Origin of the sequence: Rhodococcus sp. As11 (assembly GCF_048957735.1) — a bacterium.
GTDB classification, from domain to species: Bacteria; Actinomycetota; Actinomycetes; order Mycobacteriales; family Mycobacteriaceae; genus Rhodococcus; species Rhodococcus gordoniae.
This window is the reverse complement of record NZ_JARDJE010000009.1, coordinates 14,433-35,933: the sequence shown is the minus strand read 5'-3', so window position 1 is coordinate 35,933 and position 21,501 is coordinate 14,433. Positions and strand designations below refer to the sequence as shown.

The following is a 21,501-nucleotide window of genomic DNA, read 5'->3' as shown; positions in this document are numbered from 1 at the left end:
GGGTGAAGCCGTCCGGCCACACCGTTGCGCCGGGCCGGCGCAACGGGGCTCGACCTCGTGCCGGATGACCTCCGGCTCCACCGGCTCGGACACAGCGTCGTTCGAGGGGGCGGCCGTCGTCTCGTCGCATCCTCATGTCGGACAGGTGCTCTGTCACACGGTTGCGAGGCTTTCCGGTGTCTTCTTCGCCAACCGCCCGGCGAGGACCGCACACACCAGGAGCTGCATCTGGTGGAACAGCATGAGTGGCAGCACGATCAGGCCGATGGGCTGGCCGGGGAAGAGCACGATCGCCATGGGCAGACCGGTGGCGAGGGACTTGGTGGAACCGCAGAAGAGGATCGCGACACGGTCCTGATGCTCGAAACCCAGTCCGCGCGACGAATACCAGGTGAGTGCGAGCACGATTGCGAGCAGCACCGCGCACACACCGACGAGGGCGAACAGGCGACCGACCGAGATCATCGACCAGATGCCCTCGTTCATGCCCCGGCTGAAGGCCACGTACACGACCAGCATGATCGATCCGCGGTCGACGAGCTTGAGCGGCTTGCCGTGGGCCTTCACCCAGCCGCCGATCCAGCGCCGCAGGAGCTGACCTGCGACGAACGGCACGAGCAGCATCAGCACGATGTCGAGCACGGCCGAGCCGCTGAAGCGAACGCCCTGCGTGGACATCGTCAGCGCGACCAGCAGCGGCGTCGCGAAGATACCGATCAGGCTCGAGGCGCTGGCCGAGACGATCGAGCCCGGGATGTTGCCGCGCGCCACCGAGACGAGTGCGATGGCCGACTGCACCGTGGACGGCAGCAGGCACAGGTACAGGACGCCGAGATAGAGCGGGTCGCTCAGGATCGACGGCACGAGCACCTCGGCGGCCAGGCCGAGCAGCGGGAAGACGACGAAGGTCGTGGCGAGGATCGTCAGGTGCAGACGCCAGTGCCCGAGACCCTCGATGGCCTCCCGCGTGGACAGGCGCGCGCCGTACAGGAAGAACAGCAACCCGATGGCGATCTTGGCGGCCCAGTTCACACCGTCGAGTACGACCCCGTCGGCGGGCAGCAGAGCAGCGACGGCGACGGTGGCGAGGATGGCGAGCAGGAACGGGTCGAGCCGTCCGAGCACGGGGATCTTGGAGAGCACGAATCGACGGTACGGCAGCCGGAGGTCATTACAGAAGACGGTCACCGCGTTTTCTGTCATCGCGATTCGTGATGAAATGGGGTCGTGTTCGATCCGGTGCATCTACGGAGCTTCCTCGCCGTCGAGCGGGAGCGCGGCTTCACCGCGGCCGCCCAGCGGCTCGGCCTGCGGCAGTCGACGGTCAGTCAGCACGTCGCACGACTCGAGAAGGAGATCGGGCGCCGCCTCTTCGTCCGCGACACGCACAACGTCGAACTCACGGCCGCCGGGGCCGACATGGTCGCCTTCGCCCGCGAGATCCTCGATCGCCACGATGCCGCCCGCCGGCACTTCTCGGAGTCGCCGCTCAGCGGCCGGCTGCGCTTCGGGGTCTCCGAGGATCTGGTGCTCTACGAGCTTCCCTCGATCCTCGCCGAGTTCCGTCGCAGTCATCCCCGCATCGATCTCGAACTCACCGTGGATCTGAGCGAGGATCTGCAGCGCCGGCTCGACGACAACGAACTCGATCTGGTCTTCGGCAAGCGCCGACCGGGCAGCCGCCACGGTGAGATGATCCTCCGCGAGCGCCTCGTCTTCCTCTCCGCCCCCGATTACGTCCTCGACCCGGACGAGCCCACACCGCTGGTGTCCTATCCGCCCCCGGCCCTGACACGCGACATCGCCCTCGAGGTCCTTCAGCGCAGTGGACGCGGCGTCCGCGTGGCGTGCACGACCGACAGTCTCAACGGTCTGCGCGCTGCCGCGCTCGCCGGGCTGGGTGTGGTGCTGCACGCCGAGCGGCTCCCTCCGCCCGGCCTCGTTCCGGTGCGCGATCCTCAGCGGTTGCTCCCCGACGCCGGTGACATCGAGTTCGTGCTCGTCGCGCGCCGGTCCGTTCTCACCGGTCCGGAGGCGGCACTGCGCTCGGCGATCCTGGCGAATGCGGATCGCGTGCGCGTGTGATGTTGTCCCGGATGGGTATTCCTGTGCCACGCCCGCTGGGGGTAGCAGTGCTCACGCCGCAGGAGGAACCGTGTCCACAGACGCGATCGTGTTGCTGAAGGAAGATCACAAGGAAATCAAGAAGCTCTTCCGCGACTTCCGGAAGGCGGAGGGGGAGAAGGAGAAGGGCAAGATCGTCGACAGGATCATCGAAGCCCTCACCGTGCACACCTATCTCGAGAACGAATGCATGTACCCCGAGGTGCGCTCCCTGCTCCCCGATCTCGAAGACGACATCCTGGAATCCTACGAGGAGCACCACGTCGCCGATGTGCTCATCGTCGAATTGGCCGGAATGAAGCCGGACGCAGAGCGTTTCGATGCGAAGACGACGGTCCTGATCGAGAACGTCGAGCACCACATCGACGAGGAGGAGGACGAGTGGTTCCCCAGGGTGCGCGAAGCTCTGGGCCGTAAACAGCTGCAGGACATCGGTGCCCGCATGCTCGAGATGAAAGAGGATGCCCCGCGCTCACCGGCGCAGCCGTCCGCGCTGAAGAAGACGATCGATGCGGTGATCAGTTGACGGTGTGCTGCGGCCGGGCGAGGGAGGCGCCTCGTCCGGCCCGGCTCGCCCGGTAGGCGTCGCGCCGCGTCTCGGCGAGCCATCCCGGCCACGGATCGACGAATCCGGGGCAGTGGACGGTGGGATCGAAGGAGGGTTGCTCGGAATCCTTCTCGGGCAGCCGGCGGCTCAGTGTCAGGCGACCGGCCGGTTCCAGCGATCCCCGGGCCGAACCCACCAGCAGGGAGAACTCGAGTGGGACCTCGAGTGCCTCGACGGAGGTGGTCGAGGACGGATGCCGTCCTCGCGGAACGGCAGTGATCCACCGCGGCGTCGGGTCGGCATCGGTCCGGTAGGCCATGAGAGTGCTGTAGCGGGCACTCGACCACGAGCGGGCCGGCAGCAGCGTCACCCGGCCGGGCAGGTACGCCGAGGCGAACAGGACGTCCCAGGGGCCGGTCTTCAGAGGAAAACGCAGCGCGAGGCCGAGCACATCCGGCATTCCGTCGGGTGTGCCGATGCCCCGCGACACCCGCGCGATCACAGGGGTGGGGCGAGGGATCTGCAAGGGCCACCAGGGCCCGAGATCGGCGACCCCTTCGAAGGTCGCGCCGCGCGGGTGGAACACGCGTGCTCCGCGCAGCGCGGATCCCACTCTGAACGGCACGGACAGCACCGACGACAGGGCAGTCATGACGGTCGCATACCCTTCCGCCGGGCGGTTCAATCGCGTTCGTCACTCCGCGCCCGTGCGGGGCCCGATTCGGTCACGATGAAGAATATGCGTTCACCGTTGCCGGATTACCTGACCGAAGTGCTCCGAGGATGTGCCGACAGTTCCGGGGCACTCGCCGATTACATCCCGGAACTGGCGAGGGCCGATCCGGACCGGTTCGCTCTCACCCTGGTGACTGCCGAGGGCGCGATGTACTCCGTGGGTGACGACGACACCGAGTTCACGATCCAGTCCGTCTCGAAGCCCTTCGTCTACGGTCTCGCACTGCAGCAAAGGGGATTCGGCGCCGTGCTCGACGTGATCGACGTCGAGCCGTCCGGTGAGGCGTTCAACGAGGTCTCGCTCGAACGCAACACGGGACGCCCGCTGAATCCGATGATCAACGCGGGCGCGCTCGCCGCTCACGCTCTGGTGCTCGACGGTCGCCGGCCCGAGGACTCGGTGGAGGACATCCGCTGCCTGCTGTCGTCCCTGGCGGGTCGTGAGCTGGTGATCGACGAGAAGGTCGCTGCGTCGGAACTCGGCAACTCCTACCGAAATGTGGCTATCGCCAACCTTCTTCGCGGATACGAAGTGTTCGAGGACGATCCCGACGAGATCGTCGAGGGATACATCCGGCAGTGCTCCGTGACGGTCACCACCAAGGACCTCGCCATGATGGCCGCGACACTCGCGGCGGGCGGCGTGCAACCCGTGACGTGTGAGGAGGTTCTCTCCCGCGATGTCGTGCGTCAGGTGCTGTCGGTGATGGCGACCTGTGGGATGTACGACGCGGCAGGGGACTGGCTCTCCACCGTCGGCATTCCGGCCAAGAGCGGTGTGTCCGGAGGAATCATAGGAATCCTACCGGGACAGTTGGGTATTGCGGCGTACTCGCCGCGGCTCGACGATCACGGGACCAGCGTGCAGGGCGTCGCGGCCTTCGGCCGTCTGTCCCGCGATATGAATCTGCATCTGATGGACGCGCCGATGGTTTCGCACTCGGTGTTGCGCAGACGGCATGTGATCGGTGAGGGTGAGGAGGCTCTCACGCTCCTGGAGTTGCAGGGCGACCTCCAGTTCACCAGTGCCGAAGGGCTCGTGACGGCGGTCGTCGACGAGCCGGTGGAGACGAAGCGCGTGGTCTTCGACCTGTCGCTCGTCCGCACGGTGCTGCCCGTGGGCCGACGTCTGTTGCTGGAGATGATAGGTCGGCTCCATGGCGACGGGGTGGAGGTCGTCGTCGTGGACCCCGAGGGACATCTGCCCGAGCCCGACACCGGTCACGGTTTCCGGCCGCAGGTCCACGCCACCTGGGAGGACCTGGAGACATAGGGATGACGGGGCATTCGGCACGAGAGTGACCCGAGTGGCGCCTGTGGAGTTCTCGGGAACCACGGGTGGCGTTCCTGCCGAAGACTGGGCTACGGTGTCCTGCGGTGTGCCGGAGGCTGGTCGGCGAAAGACGGTCGTACCCCACGAAAGAAGATCCACTCATGCCGTTCACCCGTGAATCCCTCGTCCCCGGAAACGTCCGGGCAGGAGGATGATGGCGTTGCTCACACGTTCGCCCTACCGCTGCCCCGGAGACGACAGCGTGATCCACCATGCGTGTGCAGGACTGCTGACCTATTGGAAGCGTCCCGTGAAGGAGCACGTCGCCCGTACCTCGCTGGGGGAGACGTACGTGCTCACCACGGGTCCTGCGACGGCACCACCGGTCGTGGTGCTCGCGGGCGGCGACCTTCCGGCGGCTGGGCTGCGTCTGCTGGCCGAGCAGTTCGGCGAGCAGCACCGGGTCGTGCTCGTGGACGTCCCGGGTCTGCCCGGTGCGAGTGCGGGCAGCCGGCCCGACAGTCGCATCCACGCCGTCTACGGCCACTGGCTCGTCGAGGTCCTCGACGCACTCGGCGTCGAGCGGGTTCCCGTGATCGGTCTCGGCTGGTCGGCGTCGGTGGCGGCCGCGGTGGAGGATCTCGACAGGATCGAGAAGCTGGTGATCGCCGCGCCGCTGGGACTCGTTCCGCGCGTCCGGTGGCACCGCGCCCTCATCCCCGGCTTGCAGTGGCGCAACGAGCCCAATCTCGAGAACACCGAGCGCTACCTCCGGGCACTCGCGGGCTGCGATTACCGGCCCGACGAGCAGACTCTGCGGTGGTCCTGCCGCGTGGGTGCGTACTGCACGTCGCTGACGAACCTGCCCCGCCTCGATCGAGCCGTACTGCGTCGCTGGCGCGGGCATCCGGTCGAGGTGGTCGTGGGCGTCAAGGATCCCCTCGTGCAGGTCGACGCGCTGAACAAGCTGGCCGACGACATGGGAGCGCATTTCGTGGCGATTCCCGACGCGGGTCATCTCCTCGCGGTCGAGGCGCCGGCGGCTCTGGCGGCGATGAGCGCTGCTGTGTCGGTCTCGGAGAACCGAGTTACGGTCGACCGAGGCGGAAGTGGCGATGCCGGGCTGCCCCCGACGGGCGTAGTTACCAGTCCGGCATCGCCACCTCCGGTCACCTCCCGGCGGAACCCGAGCAATCGGGTACCCGATCCAGGGCTGCGATAGTCCCCGAATTGTTACGGTTTGGTCACGGGGACGCTCATGACGGTACCACTGAAAGCCGAGTCGTTGCAGATGTATGTATCGGCGCGTCACACATCCGCGATAACGGAGTTGCGGCCGCGTCACGCGACGGCAGGGCTCCAATCGACGACGACCGACCTCGCGCCGATGTATTCCAGCAGGTCGCGAACCGGCCCGCCGAAGCGGAGCTGACGGTCGACCTCCAGCTCGTCGAGATCGTCGTCCTCCGTGCCGACGAGGATCCCGTTCGCCACGCTGCGGGCCGCGGACAGCACGAGCATCTCCTCCGCGGCAACCCGTACCGGCACATCGGTCTCACCCGCGACCGCACCGACCGTCACGGCCACGTAGTCCCTGTCCTCGCCTGCGTCGTGATACGCGACCAGACGGCCGTGCAGCAGGGACTCGGGCAGGAGCCGGTCGAGCGTCACACCCGAGGGAACGCTCTCGTCGTCGGAAGGGGCGCTCGAACCGGGTGCGGCCGATGTAGCCGGGAGCTGCGCGGCGGCGTACAGAGGTACGCGCCGAGACGTCCAGCCGAAGTAGGTTTCGCGTTGCGCATACATCGCACCTGCGCCTCCTCGATAGGACTTCGTCTCTACTCGTAGTGTGCTCCGGGCCACCGACAGGTTTCCGGGCCGCCCAAGGCGTCGGAGGCCGTCCGAGGCTAGTCCCGTGAGGCGCGGACGCCGGGCGAGACGATCAGCCGACCGAGGACGGCGAAGATCGCGAGCACCAGCAAAGAGCAGATCCCGGCGAGAGCGGCACCGCCCACGACCAGTGCATAGTCGCTGCGTGCGAGACCGTCCACGATCGGTCTTCCCACTCCACCGAAACTCACCGCCGCGGCGATGGTCGCGGTCGCGACGATCTGGACGGCGGCGGTACGCATACCGACGAGCACGAGCGGCAGTGCGACCGGTAGTTGGGCCCGCAGGAGGATCTGGGACGAGGTCATCCCCATTCCTCGGGCGGCATCGGTCAGCGCCGGGTCGACCCCGCGGATCCCTTCGTAGGAGTTCAGCAGGATGGGCGGGATCGCGAGTGCCACGAGCGGCACCAGCACCGGTACCAGTCCGATCCCGTACAGCACCACGAGCAACACGAGCAGGCCGTAGGTGGGGAGAGCGCGTGCGGCGTTCGCCGTGAGGGATACGAGCACGCCGCCGCGACCCGTGTGCCCTGTCCACAGGCCGAGAGGCAACGCGAGGAGAACGGAGATCACGAACGCGAGCAGCGTGTACCCGAAGTGCTGGGCCAGTCGCGTCGGGATCCCGGAAGCACCCGACCAGTTCGCGGCGTCACCGAAGTACTCGGCGAGGTAGTGCAGCAGCGTCGTCATCGGCGCGCTCTCGAGGGGCCACGCATCCACGGAGTGGTGAGGCGCTGGACGAGTACGAGCACCGCGTCGACGACCAGCGCCATCACGACGGTCGCGATGATGCCGATGATCGCCAGATCGAGCCGGTCGAGTTGGACCGACGCGGTGAACAGCGCACCGAAGGCTCCCATGCCGATCAGCGCCCCGACGCTCACCATGCTGATGTTCGCTACCGTGGCCACACGCAGCCCGGCAATGACCGCGGGGATCGCCAACGGCAGGTCGACGGTGAGCAGCCGGCGGGGTGTCGAGAACCCCATCGCCACCGCCGACTGGCGCACACTGTCCGGTACGGCGCGCAACCCGTCGACGACATTGGGGACGAGTCCCGCCAGTGCGTAGACGGCGAGCGGAAGGATCACCGTGGTCCGGCTGATCCCGGTGAACGCGATGAGCAGAACGAAGAAGGCAAGCGACGGAATGGAATACAGAACGCTGCAGACCGTGAGCACCGGCGCATACACCCGCGGCCACCGCACACACGCCAGGCCCAGGGGCAACGCGATGACCAGGCCGAGCAGCGACGCGCCGAGCGCCATGACGAGATGATCGCCGAGCAGTTCCCAGAACGTCCCGAGGTAACCGGGAATGCGCAGGCTCACGGCGATTTCCGCATCTCGAGCCGAGGTGCGGCACCGGACTGCCGGCCGTCGTGGGCCGCGCGGGCCGCCGCCGCCACCTCTTCGCCGCTGATCACCCCGAGCACGCGGCCGTCGTCGTCCACCGCCACGGCATGACCCGACGGTGAGAGCACCGCCGCGTCGAGTACGACGCGCAGTGGATCGCGTCCGGGAACGAATGCTCTTCCCACCGGGACGAATTCCGTATCGGCATTTCCGTCGCGGACGCTGCCGTCGAGCCACCCTGCCGGATGCCTCTCGTCGTCGACGACGAGGGTCCAGCGACCGTCGCCGACGACGGGTTCGGCGTCGTCCCGGGTGACGATCGGATCCGTGCGCAAGGGCAGGTCGGCGGACGAGAAGAACGACATGAGCCGCACCCCGCGATCGACGCCGAGGAAGCCGGCGACGAAGTCGTCGGCGGGAGCAGTGAGAAGCTCCTCCGGCGTCGCGTACTGGGCGAGCACTCCGCCGGGCCGCAGGACGGCCACGCGATCGCCGAGCTTGATCGCCTCGTCGATGTCGTGGGTGACGAGCACGATGGTCTTGGCCAGCACCGACTGCAGGCGCAGGAGTTCGTCCTGCAGGTCCTTGCGGACCACGGGATCGACCGCGGAGAACGGCTCGTCCATCAACAGGATCGGGGGATCGGCCGCCAATGCGCGCGCCACGCCGACACGCTGCTGCTGCCCACCGGAGAGCTGCGCCGGATAGCGTTGCGCCAGTTCCTTTCCGAGTCCGACCCGCATGAGCACGTCCATCGCTGTGGCGCGGGCCTCCTTACGGCTCGCACCGAGCAACCGGGGCACGGTGGCGACGTTGTCGACCACCGTGCGGTGGGGGAACAGCCCGGCGTGCTGGATGACGTATCCGATGCCGCGGCGCAGGATCCGGGGATCCTCGTCGAGGACGTCGCGGCCCTCGACGAGCACACGCCCGCCCGTGGGTTCGACCATCCGGTTGATCATGCGTAGCGAGGTGGTCTTCCCGCACCCCGACGGCCCGACGAACACCGTCAGGGTACCCGTCGGGACTTCGAGCGAGAGTCCGTCGACCGCGACGGTCCCGTCGGGATAACGCTTCTCGACGTTGTCGAATGTGATCACGCGGCACCGATTTCCGTCAGTTCAGATCGTTCTGCTGCAGCCATTCCTCGGCGACGACGTCGATGTCGCGGCCGTCGGTGACCACCTGTCCGACCAGTACGACGAGGGTGTCGGTGGTGAGCTTCTCGGACACGGCATCGATCTTTGCGACGTCGTCGTCGTCGAGATCGGCGCGATGCACCAGCGGGGTGACGTTCTGGGCTCCGAACACCGACTTCGGGTCCTCCAGTGCCACAAAAGGTTCGGTGCTCAACGACGGGTCGGTGGTGAAGATGTTCGCGGCCTGCACGGTGCCGTCCGAGAGCGCCCGGATGGTGATGGGGCCACCCGTGTCGGTGGGCACGAACTCGCGGAACTCGACTCCGTACACCTCGCGCAGACCCACGACACCCTGCTGCCGGGTCTCGAACTCCGGGGGACCCCCGAGGGCGAGCTCGCCCGCGACCGGTGCGAGATCGGCGATACTCGTCAAGTTGTACCGCTGCGCCGTCTCCTCGGTGACGACCAGGGCATCCTTGTTCTCACCGGGAGCGGAGGCCAGGATCTCGAGCCCGTCCGGAAGAGCTTCGGACAGAGCCGCATCGACATCCTCGGTCGTGGTGGCCGTGCTGTCGGGATCGACCCGCGCGAGAAGCGCGCCGTTGTACTCCGGAACGAGCGTGATGGCACCCGATGCGACCTGGTCGTAGTAGATCTCGCGGCTGCCGATGTTGAACTGTCGGGTGACCTCGGACCCTGCGCTCTCGAGCGCCTGCGAGTAGATCTCCGCGAGCAGGACGTTCTCGGGGAAGTTCGCCGAACCGACGACGATCGCGCCGCCGTCCGCCGAATCCCCGGCGAGGGGATCGTCGTCCCCGCCACCGGAGCAGGCCGCCAGGGCGAATGCGGACACGGTGAGAAGTGCTGTGGTGCGCGCGAAGCGTTTCACGGGTTGCTCCCTCGGATACGGCACGGTCGAGGTCCGACTCTATCCCGCCGGATACCCACCGTGCCGGATTTGTCGCACGAGTGGGTCACCGGTCGTCACTCGCGCGCTCCGAGTCGGCGGGGGTGAGGATGCCGTTCACGAGCCGGGACGGCAGACTGCCTGTCACTGTCCCGCGCCGCCGGGAACCCGTCGTTCGTGCAGTCGACCGCGTCGGATACCCGGGCTCGTCCCGGGTGTCGCGAGAACGTGTGCGGGCGCGGGCTGCCGGTTCCCGGCCGTCGGCTGCGACACGGACACCGGGTCGGCGTGATACTGCTCGGTGCGGTACTGCTCGGTGCGCTCCGGAGGAGGGTCGGGCAGGCGGCGCGGCCGATCGATCCGGTACGGATCGTCGTAGTTCCTGCCGGTTCCCTTGAGCAGGCTGGTCGGCAGGTAGATGCTCGCGGTGATGCCGGCGTCGGAGGTCGAGTCGAAGGTCGGACGCAGCCGCACCGTGATGTTGTGCCGATCGGCGAGGCGCGCGACCACGAACAGGCCCATTCGGCGTGCGGCACCGGATCCGGCTTCGCCGGCCGAACCGAGTCGCATGTTGATCTCGAGGAGTTCGTCTGCGGGAATACCGATTCCGCGGTCGGCGATCTCGAGGAGAAGACCGCCGTCGACGGCGCGTGAGAACGCGAACGCCACGTTGCTCTCGGGCGGTGAGGCACGCAGTGCGTTGTCGAGGAGTTCGGCGATCATGTGGACGACGTCGGTGACTGCGCTGCCGACCAGACTGCCTTCCGGTGCATTGCCGATGTTCACGCGCTGGTAGTTCTCGACCTGCGAGACGGAGGCGCGCAGGACATCGACGAGCCGTGTGTCGGGGATTCGGCCCAGGCGTTGGCGCGTGCCGGCGAGGACGAGCAGCGAGTCGCCCGTGCGCCGCATGCGGGCGGCGAGGTGGTCGAGTGCGAACAGGTTCTGCAGACGCATCGGGTCGCGCTCCTCGTGTTCGAGCGAATCGATAAGCGCCAGCTGCTGTTCCACGAGTGTCTTGTTGCGGCGGGCGAGAGTCTCGAGCATCTCGTTCACCTGCCGTCGCAACTGGGCCTGTTCGCCGGCCAGACGCAGGGCACCCTCTTTCATGTTGTCGACGGCGCGCGCGACCTCACCGATCTCCTCGCGGGTGCGGACGCGAACCGGATCGAGTGTGACGGACTCGATTTCGGCGCCGTCCTTGATCGCGGCCAAGGCGGCAGGAAGGTCCTGTTCGGCGGTGCGCAGGGTGTCGTCGCGCAGTCGGCGCAGCGGCCGCACGAGCGACATCGCGATCACGATCGCCAGGGTGAGGGCGAGCAGGAGGATGATCGCGACACCGATGGCGTTCTTGAGAGCCTCGGTGCGCGCTCCGGCCGCGAGATCGTCGAGGACGGCCACCGCGCGGGTCGCGGAACCGGAGACCTCCTCCTGGTAGACCATGAGACTCTCGAAGATCGACCCGCGCAGGGCGGCGACGTTGCCTTCGTCGTTGTCGAGGTTGGCCGTGATGCTGCGGCGGTTCTGGAGCTGGGACATGAGGCCGTCGACCCGGGCGGCGTCGGCGGCGTCGTTCTCGACGAAGGTGTCGCGAAGGACGGCCAGTCGCGCGGACTCGACGCCGAGTGCGTTGTTCCACATGAGCAGGGCGCCGTCGGTTCCCGTGCTGAGCGCGGAGTACGCGAGGACCTGGTCGAGCAGGGACCACTGGGTGTCCCACAGATCGAGGAGTGTCGCGCTCTCGCGCTGGACGGTGAAATCGTCGGTGGTGGTCGTGATGGCGCGGTAGGCGGCCTGGGCACGGCTGACGAATCCTTCGGCGCGTTCGCTTGCCACGGTCGGCGCGAGTGTTCCCGACGATGCGCTGTCGAGCAGGCTCTCGCCTTCGGCGAGCATGCGGTTGATCATCGCGGCGATCTGCGGATCGAGATCCTTGCCGTCGATGTGATCGCGCAGGGTCGCAGCGGATTCGCGGGCGACCTGGGCGCCGTTGTCGACGGGGAGGGACAGGATCGTCGCCGCGGCGGCACCGGTGACGCTGGTGGCGTAATCGGCGAGGGTCGGCAGGATCGAGACGTTCTCGGCAGCGGCGCTGTAGGCGTCGTTCTCCTGGTACAGGTCGTACACGCGGAGCGAGCCGTACAGGGTGGCGGCGACGATGGGGACGGCGACGACCACGGTCATCCTGCGCCACAGACGCCAGTTCTCCGGTGTGTGGCGCCGGAATTGCCTCATGAGACCCACGATGTTCTGCCCCCGAACCTCTCTGCATGCCTGAGTCGGCGGCCGCCGAAACGGACTTCGGCGAGGAAGAGCGTCGCCTTCGCAATTCGGGCCAGGGCGAATCACGGTTCGCTGCCGTCAGGACGGGGGTCAGAGTAGGTAGTACGTCGTGGCGCTCACAAGATCACTGTCCAAGTCCGATAGCTGGTATCCGACCTTGCGTATACATCACGGTCGTGCGTTACGATGCCGCCGGAATTTCCCGTTCCGCCGGGTTTCGATGTCAGGGGGGCACATGGAGCTGCGACGGGTCGATCTCAACCTGCTCGTCGTACTCGATGTCCTGCTCTCCGAACGCAATGTGACCCGTGCGGCCCGTCGCCTGAACATGTCGCAGCCCGCGACGAGTACGGCTCTTGCACGCTTGCGCAAGCAATTCGACGATCCGCTCCTCGTCAAGAGCGGCCGCACGCTGCGGCTCACCGCGCGGGCCCAGGCGATCGTCGAACCGCTCCGCGAGGTGTTGCGAACCCTCGAACGTTCGGTGCTGACCGCACCCGGTTTCGACCCCGCGACGGATTCGCGCACCTTCACCATCATGACCGGCGACTACGCAGAGATCACCCTCCTGCGCCAGCTGGTCCGGGGGAGCGCCCCGGCCGATATCCGTTTCGATCTGCTGCCGCTCAACGGCGCCGGACTCGATGCCTTCCGTCGATTCGAGATCGACCTGGCCGTCCTGCCGGAATACGTCCTCGAATCCCCGGAGTTCGAGAACTGCAGGAAGAGGGTCGTGCTGTCCGACAGATTCGTCGGGGCGGTGTGGTCCGGGCACCCGTACACCGGCACGAAGCTCACGCGCGAAGTGCTCGGTCGGTACCCACTGCTGTCCTATGCGCCGTACTCCGAGGACACCAACCTCGGTCGAGCGTTACTGCGTGCCGGTGTGGTGGCGCGGGTCGGCGCGACCAGCGGCAACCTGGCGGTTCTCCCGTATGCACTGGAGAACACACGCCTGATCACGTTTCTCCCCGAGCGCATGGCCCGGCACCTCGCAGAAGCGGCGTCCCTGCGCATTCTCGAACCGACCTTCCCGTTGCCGCCCCTGCGCGAATTCGCCGTATGGCACGCCGAACGTGATGCGGATCCCGCGCACACCTGGCTCCGAGCGCAACTGGACCCGGTGGTCGAGCGCCGGCGCGTCGCAGCTCAGGCGGGCTGACCACGACGAACGCTGCGGACCGGTCCGTTCGACGGGGTCCGATCCGCAGCGTTCGAGTGGATCCGGCGAGGTCAGCGTCCCGATCGACGCTGAAGTATCACCGCGATGACCACGACGAGAATTGCGATCACTCCCACCGGCGCGACCCGCGTCACGACCGATCCCTTCGCGTACTGCATGAGGTCGAGCGGTTCGGCCTCGGGCTGCGAGGGTGCGGCCGGGGAGGGAATCGTCGACGGCGTGGGAGGTGCCGGCGTCATCGCCGGTGCCGGGGAGGCGCTCACCGGGCTGGGTGGCACCGACTCGTTCGGCCGCGCCTGCGCGGAGTCGCCGTCCCCGGCGCCGGGCCCGACGAATGCGCCGCCGGGCGCCTCGTCTCCCGAGCCCGCGGTGGTGAGTGGCGGGCTCGCCGGCACGGATTCGTTGGGCTGCGACTCGGCTGCCTCGGCGGTCGTCCCGGCGGGGGCCGCCGCCTCGGGCCCGAGCTTCTTCGACAGGCAGTCCGCGAACTGCTCGAGGATCTTGCCGCCGACATCCGAGATCATTCCCCGCCCGAACTGGGCAGGTTTGCCGGTGATCTTCATGTCGGTCTTCACGGTGCCGTCGGTGCGGTCGCCGTCGCCGGTGAGGACGACCGTGATCGTCGCGGCCACCGTGCCGTTGCCCCGGGTGTCCTTCGCATTGGCCTCGATGACCGCCCGGCGGGCGTTCTCGTCCTTCTCCACGTACACGCCGGTGCCCTTGAACGTGAGCGCCACCGGTCCGAGTTTCACCTTGACGGTCCCGGTGAAGGTGTCGCCGTCGACGCCGGTGAGCGTCGCGCCGGGCATGCACGGCGCGACCTTCTCCGGATTCAGCAGGGCGGTCCACACCTCCTCGACCGGTGCGGGAACGGACAGTGTGTGTTCGAGTTGCATGGGGTCCTTTCCGAACAAGTGGTTCCGGGAGCAGGACGTTCTGCGGAACGCCTAGACCCCGGAGGCAGTGGTGATCGCTCGTCGGGTGAGTACCCGGGCGAGGTGGCTCCGATACTCGGCGTCGGCATTTCCGTCGGTCATGGGAGCCGTGCCCTCGGTGGCGCGCTCGGCGGCGGCGTGGATCGTCTCGGCTGTCGCAGGTTTGCCGACCAGCGATTCCTCGACGCTGCGTGCCCGGACCGGGACGGCCGCCATGTTCGTGAGGGCGATCCTGGCCCGCTCGATGGTGCCGCCCGACGCTTCGAGGGTCGCCGCGACGCCGACGATGGACCACTGCTGAGCTGCGCGATGGAACTTCTCGTAGCGCGCCGACCAGCCCGTGTGCTTGGGAATCCGGACCTCGACGAGGATCTCCCCGGGTTCGACGGCGGTCGTGAAGTAGTCCTGGAAGAAGTCGTCCGTCGCGATGGTACGACGACCGGACGGTCCTGCCACGGTGAAGGTCGCCTCGAGCGCCACGGCGGGTGCGGCGAGGTCCCCGGCCGGATCGGCGTGCACGAGCGACCCGCCGAACGTGCCGCGATGCCGGATCTGGGGGTCGGCGACGGTCGCCGTCGCCTCGGCCAGCAGCCGTGCGTGCTCCGCGACGAGCTGGTCGTGCAACACGTCGTGGTGAGTGGTGGTCGCGCCGATCACCAGCGCGTCGCCGTCGTCGCGGATGCCGCGCAGTTCGGGGATCCTGCCGAGGTCGACGAGCACCGTCGGTGCCGCCATCCGCAGGCGCAGGACGGGCATCAGGCTCTGCCCACCGGCGATGACCTTCGCATCCTCACCGGCCTCCGCCAGCGCGGCGACTGCTTCGTCGACGGTGGACGGAGCGACGTAGTCGAACGGGGCCGGAATCATTTCGTGCCTCCTCGGGCGTCGCGGAGAGCATGCCATATCCGCATCGGTGTACAGGGCATCTCGACGTCGGTGACGCCGAACGGCCGTACCGCGTCGAGTACGGCATTGACGACCGCCGGCGTGGAGGCGATGGTGCCCGCCTCGCCGACTCCCTTGACACCCAACGGATTGCCCGGTGCGGGGGTATCGGTACGATCGGTGACGAAGGGTGGCAGATCCACCGCCGTGGGCAACAGATATTCGGCGAACGACGAACTCAGCAAGGTACCGGACTCGTCGTGCACCGCCTCCTCGTAGAGGGCCTGGGCGATGCCCTGGGCGAGTCCGCCGTGCACCTGACCTTCGACGATGAGCGGGTTCACGACGTGGCCGACATCGTCCACACACACGTACTTGCGAATGCGCGCGTGTCCCGTCTCGGTGTCGACCTCGATCGCGCACAGATGGGTGCCGTGCGGGAACGAGAAGTTGTCGGGGTCGTAGGTCGCCTCGGAGTCGAGATTCGGTTCGACGCCGTCCGGCAGGTCGTGCGCGGCGAACACCGCGAGCGCGACGTCGGTGAGCCCGACGGACTTCGACGTTCCCTTGACGCGGAACTGCCCGGCCTCGAAATCCAGGTCGTCCTCGGAGCATTCGAGCAGATGCGCGGCGATCGGCCGGGCCTTGGCCACCACCTTCTCGGCGGCCTTGACGACCGCGATGCCGCCCACCGCGAGCGACCGGGAGCCGTAGGTGTCGAGACCACGCGGTGAGCTCTGCGTGTCGCCGTGCAGGATCTCGATGTCGTCGAACGGGATTCCGAGCCGATCGGCGACGATCTGACTCCACGCCGTCTCGTGGCCCTGGCCGTGCGCGGACGCACCGGTGACGACCTCGACCTTGCCGGTCGGCAGCATACGGATCGCGGCGTGCTCCCACCCGCCGGCACCGTAGGAGAGCGAACCGAGCACCCGCGACGGGGCCAGGCCGCACATCTCCGTGAACGTGGAGACACCGAGACCGAGCTGGACCGGGTCGTCGCGTTCGCGCCGTTCGGCCTGCTCACGTCGTAATGCGTCGTAGTCGAACAACTCTCGCGCCTTGGCGGTCGCGGCCTCGTAGTTGCCCGAGTCGTAGGTCAGACCCGCGACCGTATCGAACGGGAACTCCTCGTGCTTGATCCAGTTCTTCTCACGGAGCTCGAGGGGGTCCATGGACAATTCGACGGCGAGCTCGTCCATGATGCGTTCGATCGCGAAGGTGGCCTCGGGACGGCCGGCGCCGCGGTAGGCGTCGGTGGGCACCTTGTCGGTGAACACGTTGGTGCACGCGAAGCGATAGGAGCCGAACTTGTAGATGCCGGTGAACATGAACGCGCCGAGGATCGGTACACCCGGCGTCACCAGTCGCAGATAGGCGCCCATGTCGGCGAGCAGTTCCACCTTCAGGCCCGTGACGGTGCCGTCGCGGCGGGCGGCGAGGGTGAGCTTCTGGACCTGGTCGCGTCCGTGATGCGCGGCGAGCATCGACTCGCTGCGCGTCTCGGTGTACTTGACGGGCTTGTGCAGGCGACGCGCGATGAGGAGGGTGAGCACTTCCTCCGGCGTGACCTGCAGCTTGCCACCGAAACCACCGCCGACGTCGGGGGCGATCACGCGCAGTTTGTGCTCGGGGAGGCCGAGTGTCATCGCGAGCATCAATCTCAGGATGTGCGGCACCTGAGTGGCCGACCACATGGTGATCTGTGAGGCGGTGGGATCGACGACGACCGAACGCGGTTCCATGAAGGCCGGGATGAGCCGCTGCTGCCGGAAGGTTCGTTCGACGACGACCTCCGCATCGCGGATCGCGTCCTCGACGTCGCCGCCGCTGCGGGCCTCGGCCGAGTCGAACACCCACGTCGCGCTGACGTTGGTGCCGAGATCGGGATGGACGAGGTCGTCGTCTCGTGCCGCGGTCTCGAGGTCGAGGACCACGGGCAGGTCCTCGTAGTCGACGTCGATGGCATCGAGGGCGTCGTGGGCCTCGTATGCGCTGCGGGCCACCACGACTGCGACCGCTTCACCCGCGAAGCGCACGGTGTCGACGGCGAGGGCGGGGGCGTTAGGGGTCTTCATGTCCTCGGTGATCGGCCACGCGCACGGCAGGCTGCCCTGCTCCTCGGCGAGGTCGGCGCCCGTGTAGACGGCGACGACCCCGGGCTTGCCACGGGCCTCGGAGACGTCGAGGGCGGTGATGCGGGCGTGCGCGACCGGGCTGCGCAGGATCGCGGCGTGCAGCATCCCGGGGAGCACGATGTTGTCGGTCCAGCGCGTGCGGCCGGTGATGAGGTGCTCGTCCTCCTTGCGGCGGCGCGCCCGGCCGAGTTCGGAGTCGCCGGCGCCCTCGTCGGTGGTCGGATCCACGGTGCTCGTCATCGTGCGGCCTCCTCGGTAGCTGCCGGGTTCTCGCGCAGCCGCTGCGCGGCGTCACGCGCGGCGGCCACGATGTTCTGGTATCCGGTGCAGCGGCACAGATTTCCTTCGAGACCGTGCCGTACGTCCTCGTCGTTCGGATCGGAGTTCTCGGAGAGCAGGTCGATGGTCGCCATGATCATCCCGGGCGTACAGAAGCCGCATTGCAGTGCGTGCTTCTCGCGGAACGCTTCCTGGACCGGATGCAGGTTGCCGTCCTCGGCGAGCCCTTCGACGGTGGTGACGGAGTGCCCGTCGGTCTGCACCGCGAGCACCGAGCACGACTTGACGCTGCGGTCGTCGAACAACACGGTGCAGGCACCGCAGTTGCTCGTGTCGCAACCGACCACCGTGCCCACCTTCCCGAGTCGATCTCTGAGGTAGTGGACGAGAAGCAGTCGCGGTTCCACGTCGTCCGTGTACTGCGTTCCGTCTACGGTGACAGTGATGCGCATGGGTCCTCCAAGTACCTCACGTGACGCAGTGATACAGATCACTGACACTCTGCTGCATATCGCGCACAGGAAGGACCCGAATCGCCGAAATCGCCTTCGCGCCGATCGGAGGCGGAGCCTGCCCCGAGGAACTGTATGACCGCCGCCTCGAGGACAAGCCTGGAGGAGTCCGGCTCCGTCACCGCCCAGAGCTTCGCGATCGACGAGGGCGCTCAGGACTTCCGAACGCCGATGTGCTCCTCGTGGATGTGGATCGGTCCGCGTGTCTCCGCGAGCCGGCCGCCGCCCCCGCCCCATCGCAGCGCGATGATCTCGGCGGCGATGGACACGGCGGTCTCCTCGGGGGTGCGGGCACCGAGGTCCAGACCGATCGGCGACGACAGGCGTCCCAGTTCCTCCTCGGTCAGGTCCGTCTCCCGCAGTCGCTCCATGCGGTCGTCGTGGGTGCGGCGCGAACCCATCGCGCCGACGTACGCCACGTCGAGCCGCAGCGCGACCTCGAGGAGCGGCACGTCGAACTTCGGATCGTGGGTGAGAACCGTGATGACGGTACGGGCATCCACGCGACCCGCTTCGGCCTCGGCCGCGAGATAACGGTGCGGCCAGTCCACGATCACCTCGTGGGCACCGGGGAAGCGGGCTTCGGTGGCGAACACCCCGCGCGCGTCGCACACGGTCACCGTGTAACCCAGGAACGAACCGAGCCGGGCCATCGCCGACGCGAAATCGATCGCCCCGAACACGATCAACCGGGGCGGGGGCTGGAAGACGTTGACGAACACCGACATTCCCTCACCGCGACGCTCACCGTCCGTGCCGTAGTGCAGGGTGCCCGAACGTCCCACCTCGAGCAGGCCGCGCGCGTCGTCGACGACGGCGTCGTGCATGCGTGACGAGGCGAGCTGCCCGTCCGCACGGTCGCGCCACACGACCATCCGCCGTCCCCGCACCACCGGGTCGGGATGGGCGGTGACGGTCGCGAGAGCGACGGGCTCGCCCGCCCGGACGGAGCCGAGCAGGTCGGTGAAGGCGGGAAAGGAGTCCGCATCGATCCGTTCGACGAAGACGTCGATGATGCCGCCGCACGTGAGGCCGACGGAGAACGCGTCGTCGTCGGAGACCCCGTAGCGCTGCAGCACCGGCTGCCCGCTCGCGATGATCGATCGGCCGAGTTCGTAGACATCGCCCTCGACGCATCCGCCCGAGACACTGCCGGTGACGGTCCCGTCCTGGGCGACCAGCATCGATGCACCCGGGCCCCGCGGTGCCGACCGGAAGGTGGAGACCACGGTGCCCACCGCGACGGTCTCCCCGGCCCGGTACCGCCGGTCGAGTTCGTCCAGAATTTCACGCACGCCGAACCTCCTCGAGAAGTTCTTCCAGTGTCGCGAGGCTGTGTCCCGCGAGCAGACGATCGATGTGCGGCAGCGCCGCGGAGATACCCGACTGGATCGGTTCGTAGCCCTCGCCGCCGGCGTGCGGGTTCACCCACAGCACGCGGTGCGCGAGGCGGTGCAGCTGCGCCATCTGCTCTCCGAGCAGTGAGGCGTCGCCGCGTTCCCAGCCGTCGGAGAAGATCACGACCACCGCACCCCGCGCGGAACCCCTACGCCCCCAACGGTCCAGGAAGGCGTGGAGAGTGTCGCCGAGGCGTGTCCCGCCGGCCCAGTCGGGTACCGCTCGTGAGGCCCCGGTGAGCGCGACGTCCGGGTCGCGGGCTCTCAGCGCCCGCGACAGGCGGGTCAGCCGCGTGCCGAGGGAGAACACCTCGGTGGACGACGGGGCGGCACGTGTGACGACGTGCGCGAACCGTAGCAGCGCGTCGGCATAGGGAGTCATCGAGCCGGACACGTCGATGAGCAACACCACCCGGCGCGTTCGGGTCGCCCGCGCACGGTGCCGTGGCCGGACGGGTTCGCCTCCGCTCGCCAGCATGTCGCGCAGGGTGTGACGCGGATCCACCGCTCCGCGCCGGGAAGGCTTCGAACGCAGTGCCCGACGTGTCGGCGGACGGGGCTGCAACCGCGCGAGCAGTTCGGCGAGATGAGCGCGTTCGGCGGTCGTCAGTTCGGCCACGTCGCGATGACGGAGGACATCGGTGTCGTCCGCCGCGACCTGCAGTCGTGGTGCCTCGTCCCCGGAGTCGCCGTCGGCGCCCTCGCCTCGGGACAACGCGGCGATCCGCGCGGTGCGGGTGCGCTGCCCGTGGGTCCGCGAACCGGTCGGGACGGTGTCGCCGAACCAGTGGACGAAGGCCGCGTCGTAGCGGGCCGTATCGTCCGGTGTGCGGCACAGCGTGGCGCGACCCGCCCAATAGACCTGGACGGGATCCCCGACGTCGACGTGTCCCAGGGCGTCGAGATAGGTGGCGGTCGCGTCGAGAGCGACGGGCAGACCGGCGGCGGCGAGGGCGCGGCCGAAACCTGCGAGGCCGACGACCGGGCCGGCGGCGGTCGTCACCCCGCCCTCGACAGGTCGAGACCGGTTCGGGTGACACGGTCGATGTCCTCGCGGTACTTCAGGACCGCGCCGAGTGTCGCCGCGGCCGTCGCCGCGTCGAGGACGTCGCGATCGAGGGCGAGCAGTGCGCGTGCCCAGTCGAGGGATTCGGCGATACCGGGCGGTTTGAGAAGTTCCTGTCCGCGGAGCGACTGCACCGCGCGGGCGATCTGCTCGGCGAGCGGGCGCCCCAGTCCCGGTAGCCGCCGCTGCAGGATCGCGACCTCGCGTTCGAGATCGGGATGCTCCACCCAGTGGTACAGACAGCGGCGTTTGAGTGCATCGTGCACCTCGCGGGTCCGGTTGGAGGTGAGCACCACCAGAGGTGGGACCTCGGCACGGACCTCACCGAGTTCGGGGATCGTCACGGCGTTCTCGTCGAGCAACTGGAGCAGAAATGCCTCGAACTCGTCGTCGGCACGGTCGATCTCGTCGACGAGCAGCACGCACGGTGATTCGGTGAGTGCTCGCAGCAACGGGCGGACGAGGAGATAGCGCTCCGTGTACAGGGAACGTTCGGCGGTGTCCGCGTCGAGCGCACCGTCGCTCGCCGCCTCGAGCGACCGTAGGTGGAGCAGCTGCCGGGGAAAATCCCAGTCGTAGAGGGCCTGCGAGGCGTCGATGCCCTCGTGGCACTGCAGACGGATCATCGGAAGGCCCAGGGCCCGGGCGAGTGCCGCTGCGAGCGAGGTCTTCCCGGTGCCGGGTTCGCCCTCGCAGAAGAGCGGGCGGCCCATGCGCATCGCGAGGAAGACGACGGTCGCCAGTCCGTCGTCGGCGAGATAACCCGTCGTGTCGAGCGCAGCCGAGAGCTTCTCGGGTGAATCGATGCGTGTCGCGTCGCCGGCCATGAGGCGAGCCTAGATGCTCACCCG

The 21,501-nt window shown here is 68.0% G+C and carries 20 protein-coding genes; 5 read left to right on the top strand and 15 right to left on the bottom strand.

What is annotated here, in order from left to right:
* Nucleotides 1-153: 153 nt before the first annotated feature.
* The gene (locus tag PV766_RS13705) at nucleotides 154-1,143 is read right to left on the bottom strand and encodes a bile acid:sodium symporter family protein (RefSeq protein WP_421097230.1); all 990 of its coding nucleotides are present in this window, start codon (nucleotides 1,141-1,143) and stop codon (nucleotides 154-156) included.
* 84 nt (nucleotides 1,144-1,227) lie between these two features.
* On the opposite strand from PV766_RS13705, the gene PV766_RS13700 reads away from it, so the two are divergent.
* Nucleotides 1,228-2,085 (top strand): LysR family transcriptional regulator, encoded by an 858-nt coding sequence (locus PV766_RS13700; protein ID WP_421097229.1) that lies wholly within the window; start codon nucleotides 1,228-1,230, stop codon nucleotides 2,083-2,085.
* A 70-nt stretch (nucleotides 2,086-2,155) separates the two neighbouring features.
* Nucleotides 2,156-2,650, top strand: a complete 495-nt coding sequence (locus tag PV766_RS13695) for a hemerythrin domain-containing protein (protein ID WP_064062345.1) — start codon at nucleotides 2,156-2,158, stop codon at nucleotides 2,648-2,650.
* Here the strand turns inward: PV766_RS13695 and PV766_RS13690 are convergent.
* Nucleotides 2,643-3,323: a phosphodiesterase gene (locus PV766_RS13690; RefSeq protein WP_421097228.1), complete on the bottom strand. Its 681-nt coding sequence runs from the start codon at nucleotides 3,321-3,323 to the stop codon at nucleotides 2,643-2,645. The genes PV766_RS13695 and PV766_RS13690 overlap by 8 nt on opposite strands.
* Nucleotides 3,324-3,410: 87 nt before the next feature.
* Between PV766_RS13690 and PV766_RS13685 the strand changes: the two genes are divergently transcribed.
* Together PV766_RS13685 and PV766_RS13680 are read left to right on the top strand one after the other, a co-directional pair.
* Nucleotides 3,411-4,679: a glutaminase gene (locus tag PV766_RS13685; protein ID WP_129975162.1), complete on the top strand. Its 1,269-nt coding sequence runs from the start codon at nucleotides 3,411-3,413 to the stop codon at nucleotides 4,677-4,679.
* A gap of 214 nt (nucleotides 4,680-4,893) precedes the next feature.
* Nucleotides 4,894-5,901 (top strand): alpha/beta fold hydrolase, encoded by a 1,008-nt coding sequence (locus tag PV766_RS13680; protein WP_245207753.1) that lies wholly within the window; start codon nucleotides 4,894-4,896, stop codon nucleotides 5,899-5,901.
* A 119-nt stretch (nucleotides 5,902-6,020) separates the two neighbouring features.
* Here the strand turns inward: PV766_RS13680 and PV766_RS13675 are convergent, their stop codons facing one another.
* The 6 genes from PV766_RS13675 to PV766_RS13650 form a co-directional block, all read right to left on the bottom strand.
* Nucleotides 6,021-6,485 carry a hypothetical protein gene (locus tag PV766_RS13675; protein WP_421097227.1) on the bottom strand — a complete coding sequence of 155 codons (465 nt, stop codon included), beginning with the start codon at nucleotides 6,483-6,485 and terminating at the stop codon, nucleotides 6,021-6,023.
* 101 nt (nucleotides 6,486-6,586) lie between these two features.
* Nucleotides 6,587-7,261 carry an ABC transporter permease gene (locus tag PV766_RS13670; RefSeq protein ID WP_371053455.1) on the bottom strand — a complete coding sequence of 225 codons (675 nt, stop codon included), beginning with the start codon at nucleotides 7,259-7,261 and terminating at the stop codon, nucleotides 6,587-6,589.
* A complete protein-coding gene (locus tag PV766_RS13665) occupies nucleotides 7,258-7,902 on the bottom strand; it encodes an ABC transporter permease (RefSeq protein WP_421097226.1) in 645 nt (214 codons plus the stop codon). Before PV766_RS13665 ends, PV766_RS13670 begins: the two co-directional genes overlap by 4 nt.
* Nucleotides 7,899-9,026, bottom strand: a complete 1,128-nt coding sequence (locus PV766_RS13660; protein ID WP_255161881.1) for an ABC transporter ATP-binding protein — start codon at nucleotides 9,024-9,026, stop codon at nucleotides 7,899-7,901. The genes PV766_RS13665 and PV766_RS13660 overlap by 4 nt, the downstream gene beginning before the upstream one ends.
* A 16-nt stretch (nucleotides 9,027-9,042) precedes the next feature.
* Nucleotides 9,043-9,954 carry an ABC transporter substrate-binding protein gene (locus PV766_RS13655; protein WP_129975171.1) on the bottom strand — a complete coding sequence of 304 codons (912 nt, stop codon included), beginning with the start codon at nucleotides 9,952-9,954 and terminating at the stop codon, nucleotides 9,043-9,045.
* A gap of 162 nt (nucleotides 9,955-10,116) precedes the next feature.
* Nucleotides 10,117-12,207: a sensor histidine kinase gene (locus PV766_RS13650; RefSeq protein WP_371053456.1), complete on the bottom strand. Its 2,091-nt coding sequence runs from the start codon at nucleotides 12,205-12,207 to the stop codon at nucleotides 10,117-10,119.
* A gap of 283 nt (nucleotides 12,208-12,490) precedes the next feature.
* On the opposite strand from PV766_RS13650, the gene PV766_RS13645 reads away from it, so the two are divergent.
* Nucleotides 12,491-13,417: a LysR family transcriptional regulator gene (locus PV766_RS13645; RefSeq protein ID WP_129975175.1), complete on the top strand. Its 927-nt coding sequence runs from the start codon at nucleotides 12,491-12,493 to the stop codon at nucleotides 13,415-13,417.
* A 71-nt stretch (nucleotides 13,418-13,488) separates the two neighbouring features.
* On the opposite strand, the gene PV766_RS13640 is transcribed toward PV766_RS13645, so the two are convergent.
* The 7 genes from PV766_RS13640 to PV766_RS13610 form a co-directional block, all read right to left on the bottom strand.
* Complete coding sequence (locus PV766_RS13640) at nucleotides 13,489-14,334, bottom strand: SRPBCC family protein (protein ID WP_064062353.1); 846 nt, start codon at nucleotides 14,332-14,334, stop codon at nucleotides 13,489-13,491.
* 51 nt (nucleotides 14,335-14,385) lie between these two features.
* Nucleotides 14,386-15,240 (bottom strand): FAD binding domain-containing protein, encoded by an 855-nt coding sequence (locus tag PV766_RS13635; RefSeq protein WP_129975177.1) that lies wholly within the window; start codon nucleotides 15,238-15,240, stop codon nucleotides 14,386-14,388.
* Nucleotides 15,237-17,636, bottom strand: a complete 2,400-nt coding sequence (locus PV766_RS13630; RefSeq protein ID WP_421097225.1) for a xanthine dehydrogenase family protein molybdopterin-binding subunit — start codon at nucleotides 17,634-17,636, stop codon at nucleotides 15,237-15,239. The genes PV766_RS13635 and PV766_RS13630 overlap by 4 nt, the downstream gene beginning before the upstream one ends.
* Nucleotides 17,633-18,127, bottom strand: coding sequence for a (2Fe-2S)-binding protein (locus tag PV766_RS13625; protein WP_064062356.1), 495 nt, complete (start codon nucleotides 18,125-18,127; stop codon nucleotides 17,633-17,635). The genes PV766_RS13630 and PV766_RS13625 overlap by 4 nt, the downstream gene beginning before the upstream one ends.
* A 212-nt stretch (nucleotides 18,128-18,339) precedes the next feature.
* Nucleotides 18,340-19,482, bottom strand: coding sequence for an XdhC family protein (locus PV766_RS13620; protein WP_421097224.1), 1,143 nt, complete (start codon nucleotides 19,480-19,482; stop codon nucleotides 18,340-18,342).
* A complete protein-coding gene (locus PV766_RS13615) occupies nucleotides 19,475-20,587 on the bottom strand; it encodes a vWA domain-containing protein (protein WP_421097223.1) in 1,113 nt (370 codons plus the stop codon). The genes PV766_RS13620 and PV766_RS13615 overlap by 8 nt, the downstream gene beginning before the upstream one ends.
* Entirely contained in the window at nucleotides 20,584-21,477 is an 894-nt protein-coding gene (locus PV766_RS13610; protein ID WP_129975187.1) for an AAA family ATPase, read from the bottom strand. The genes PV766_RS13615 and PV766_RS13610 overlap by 4 nt, the downstream gene beginning before the upstream one ends.
* Between the last annotated feature and the right edge of the window lie 24 nt (nucleotides 21,478-21,501).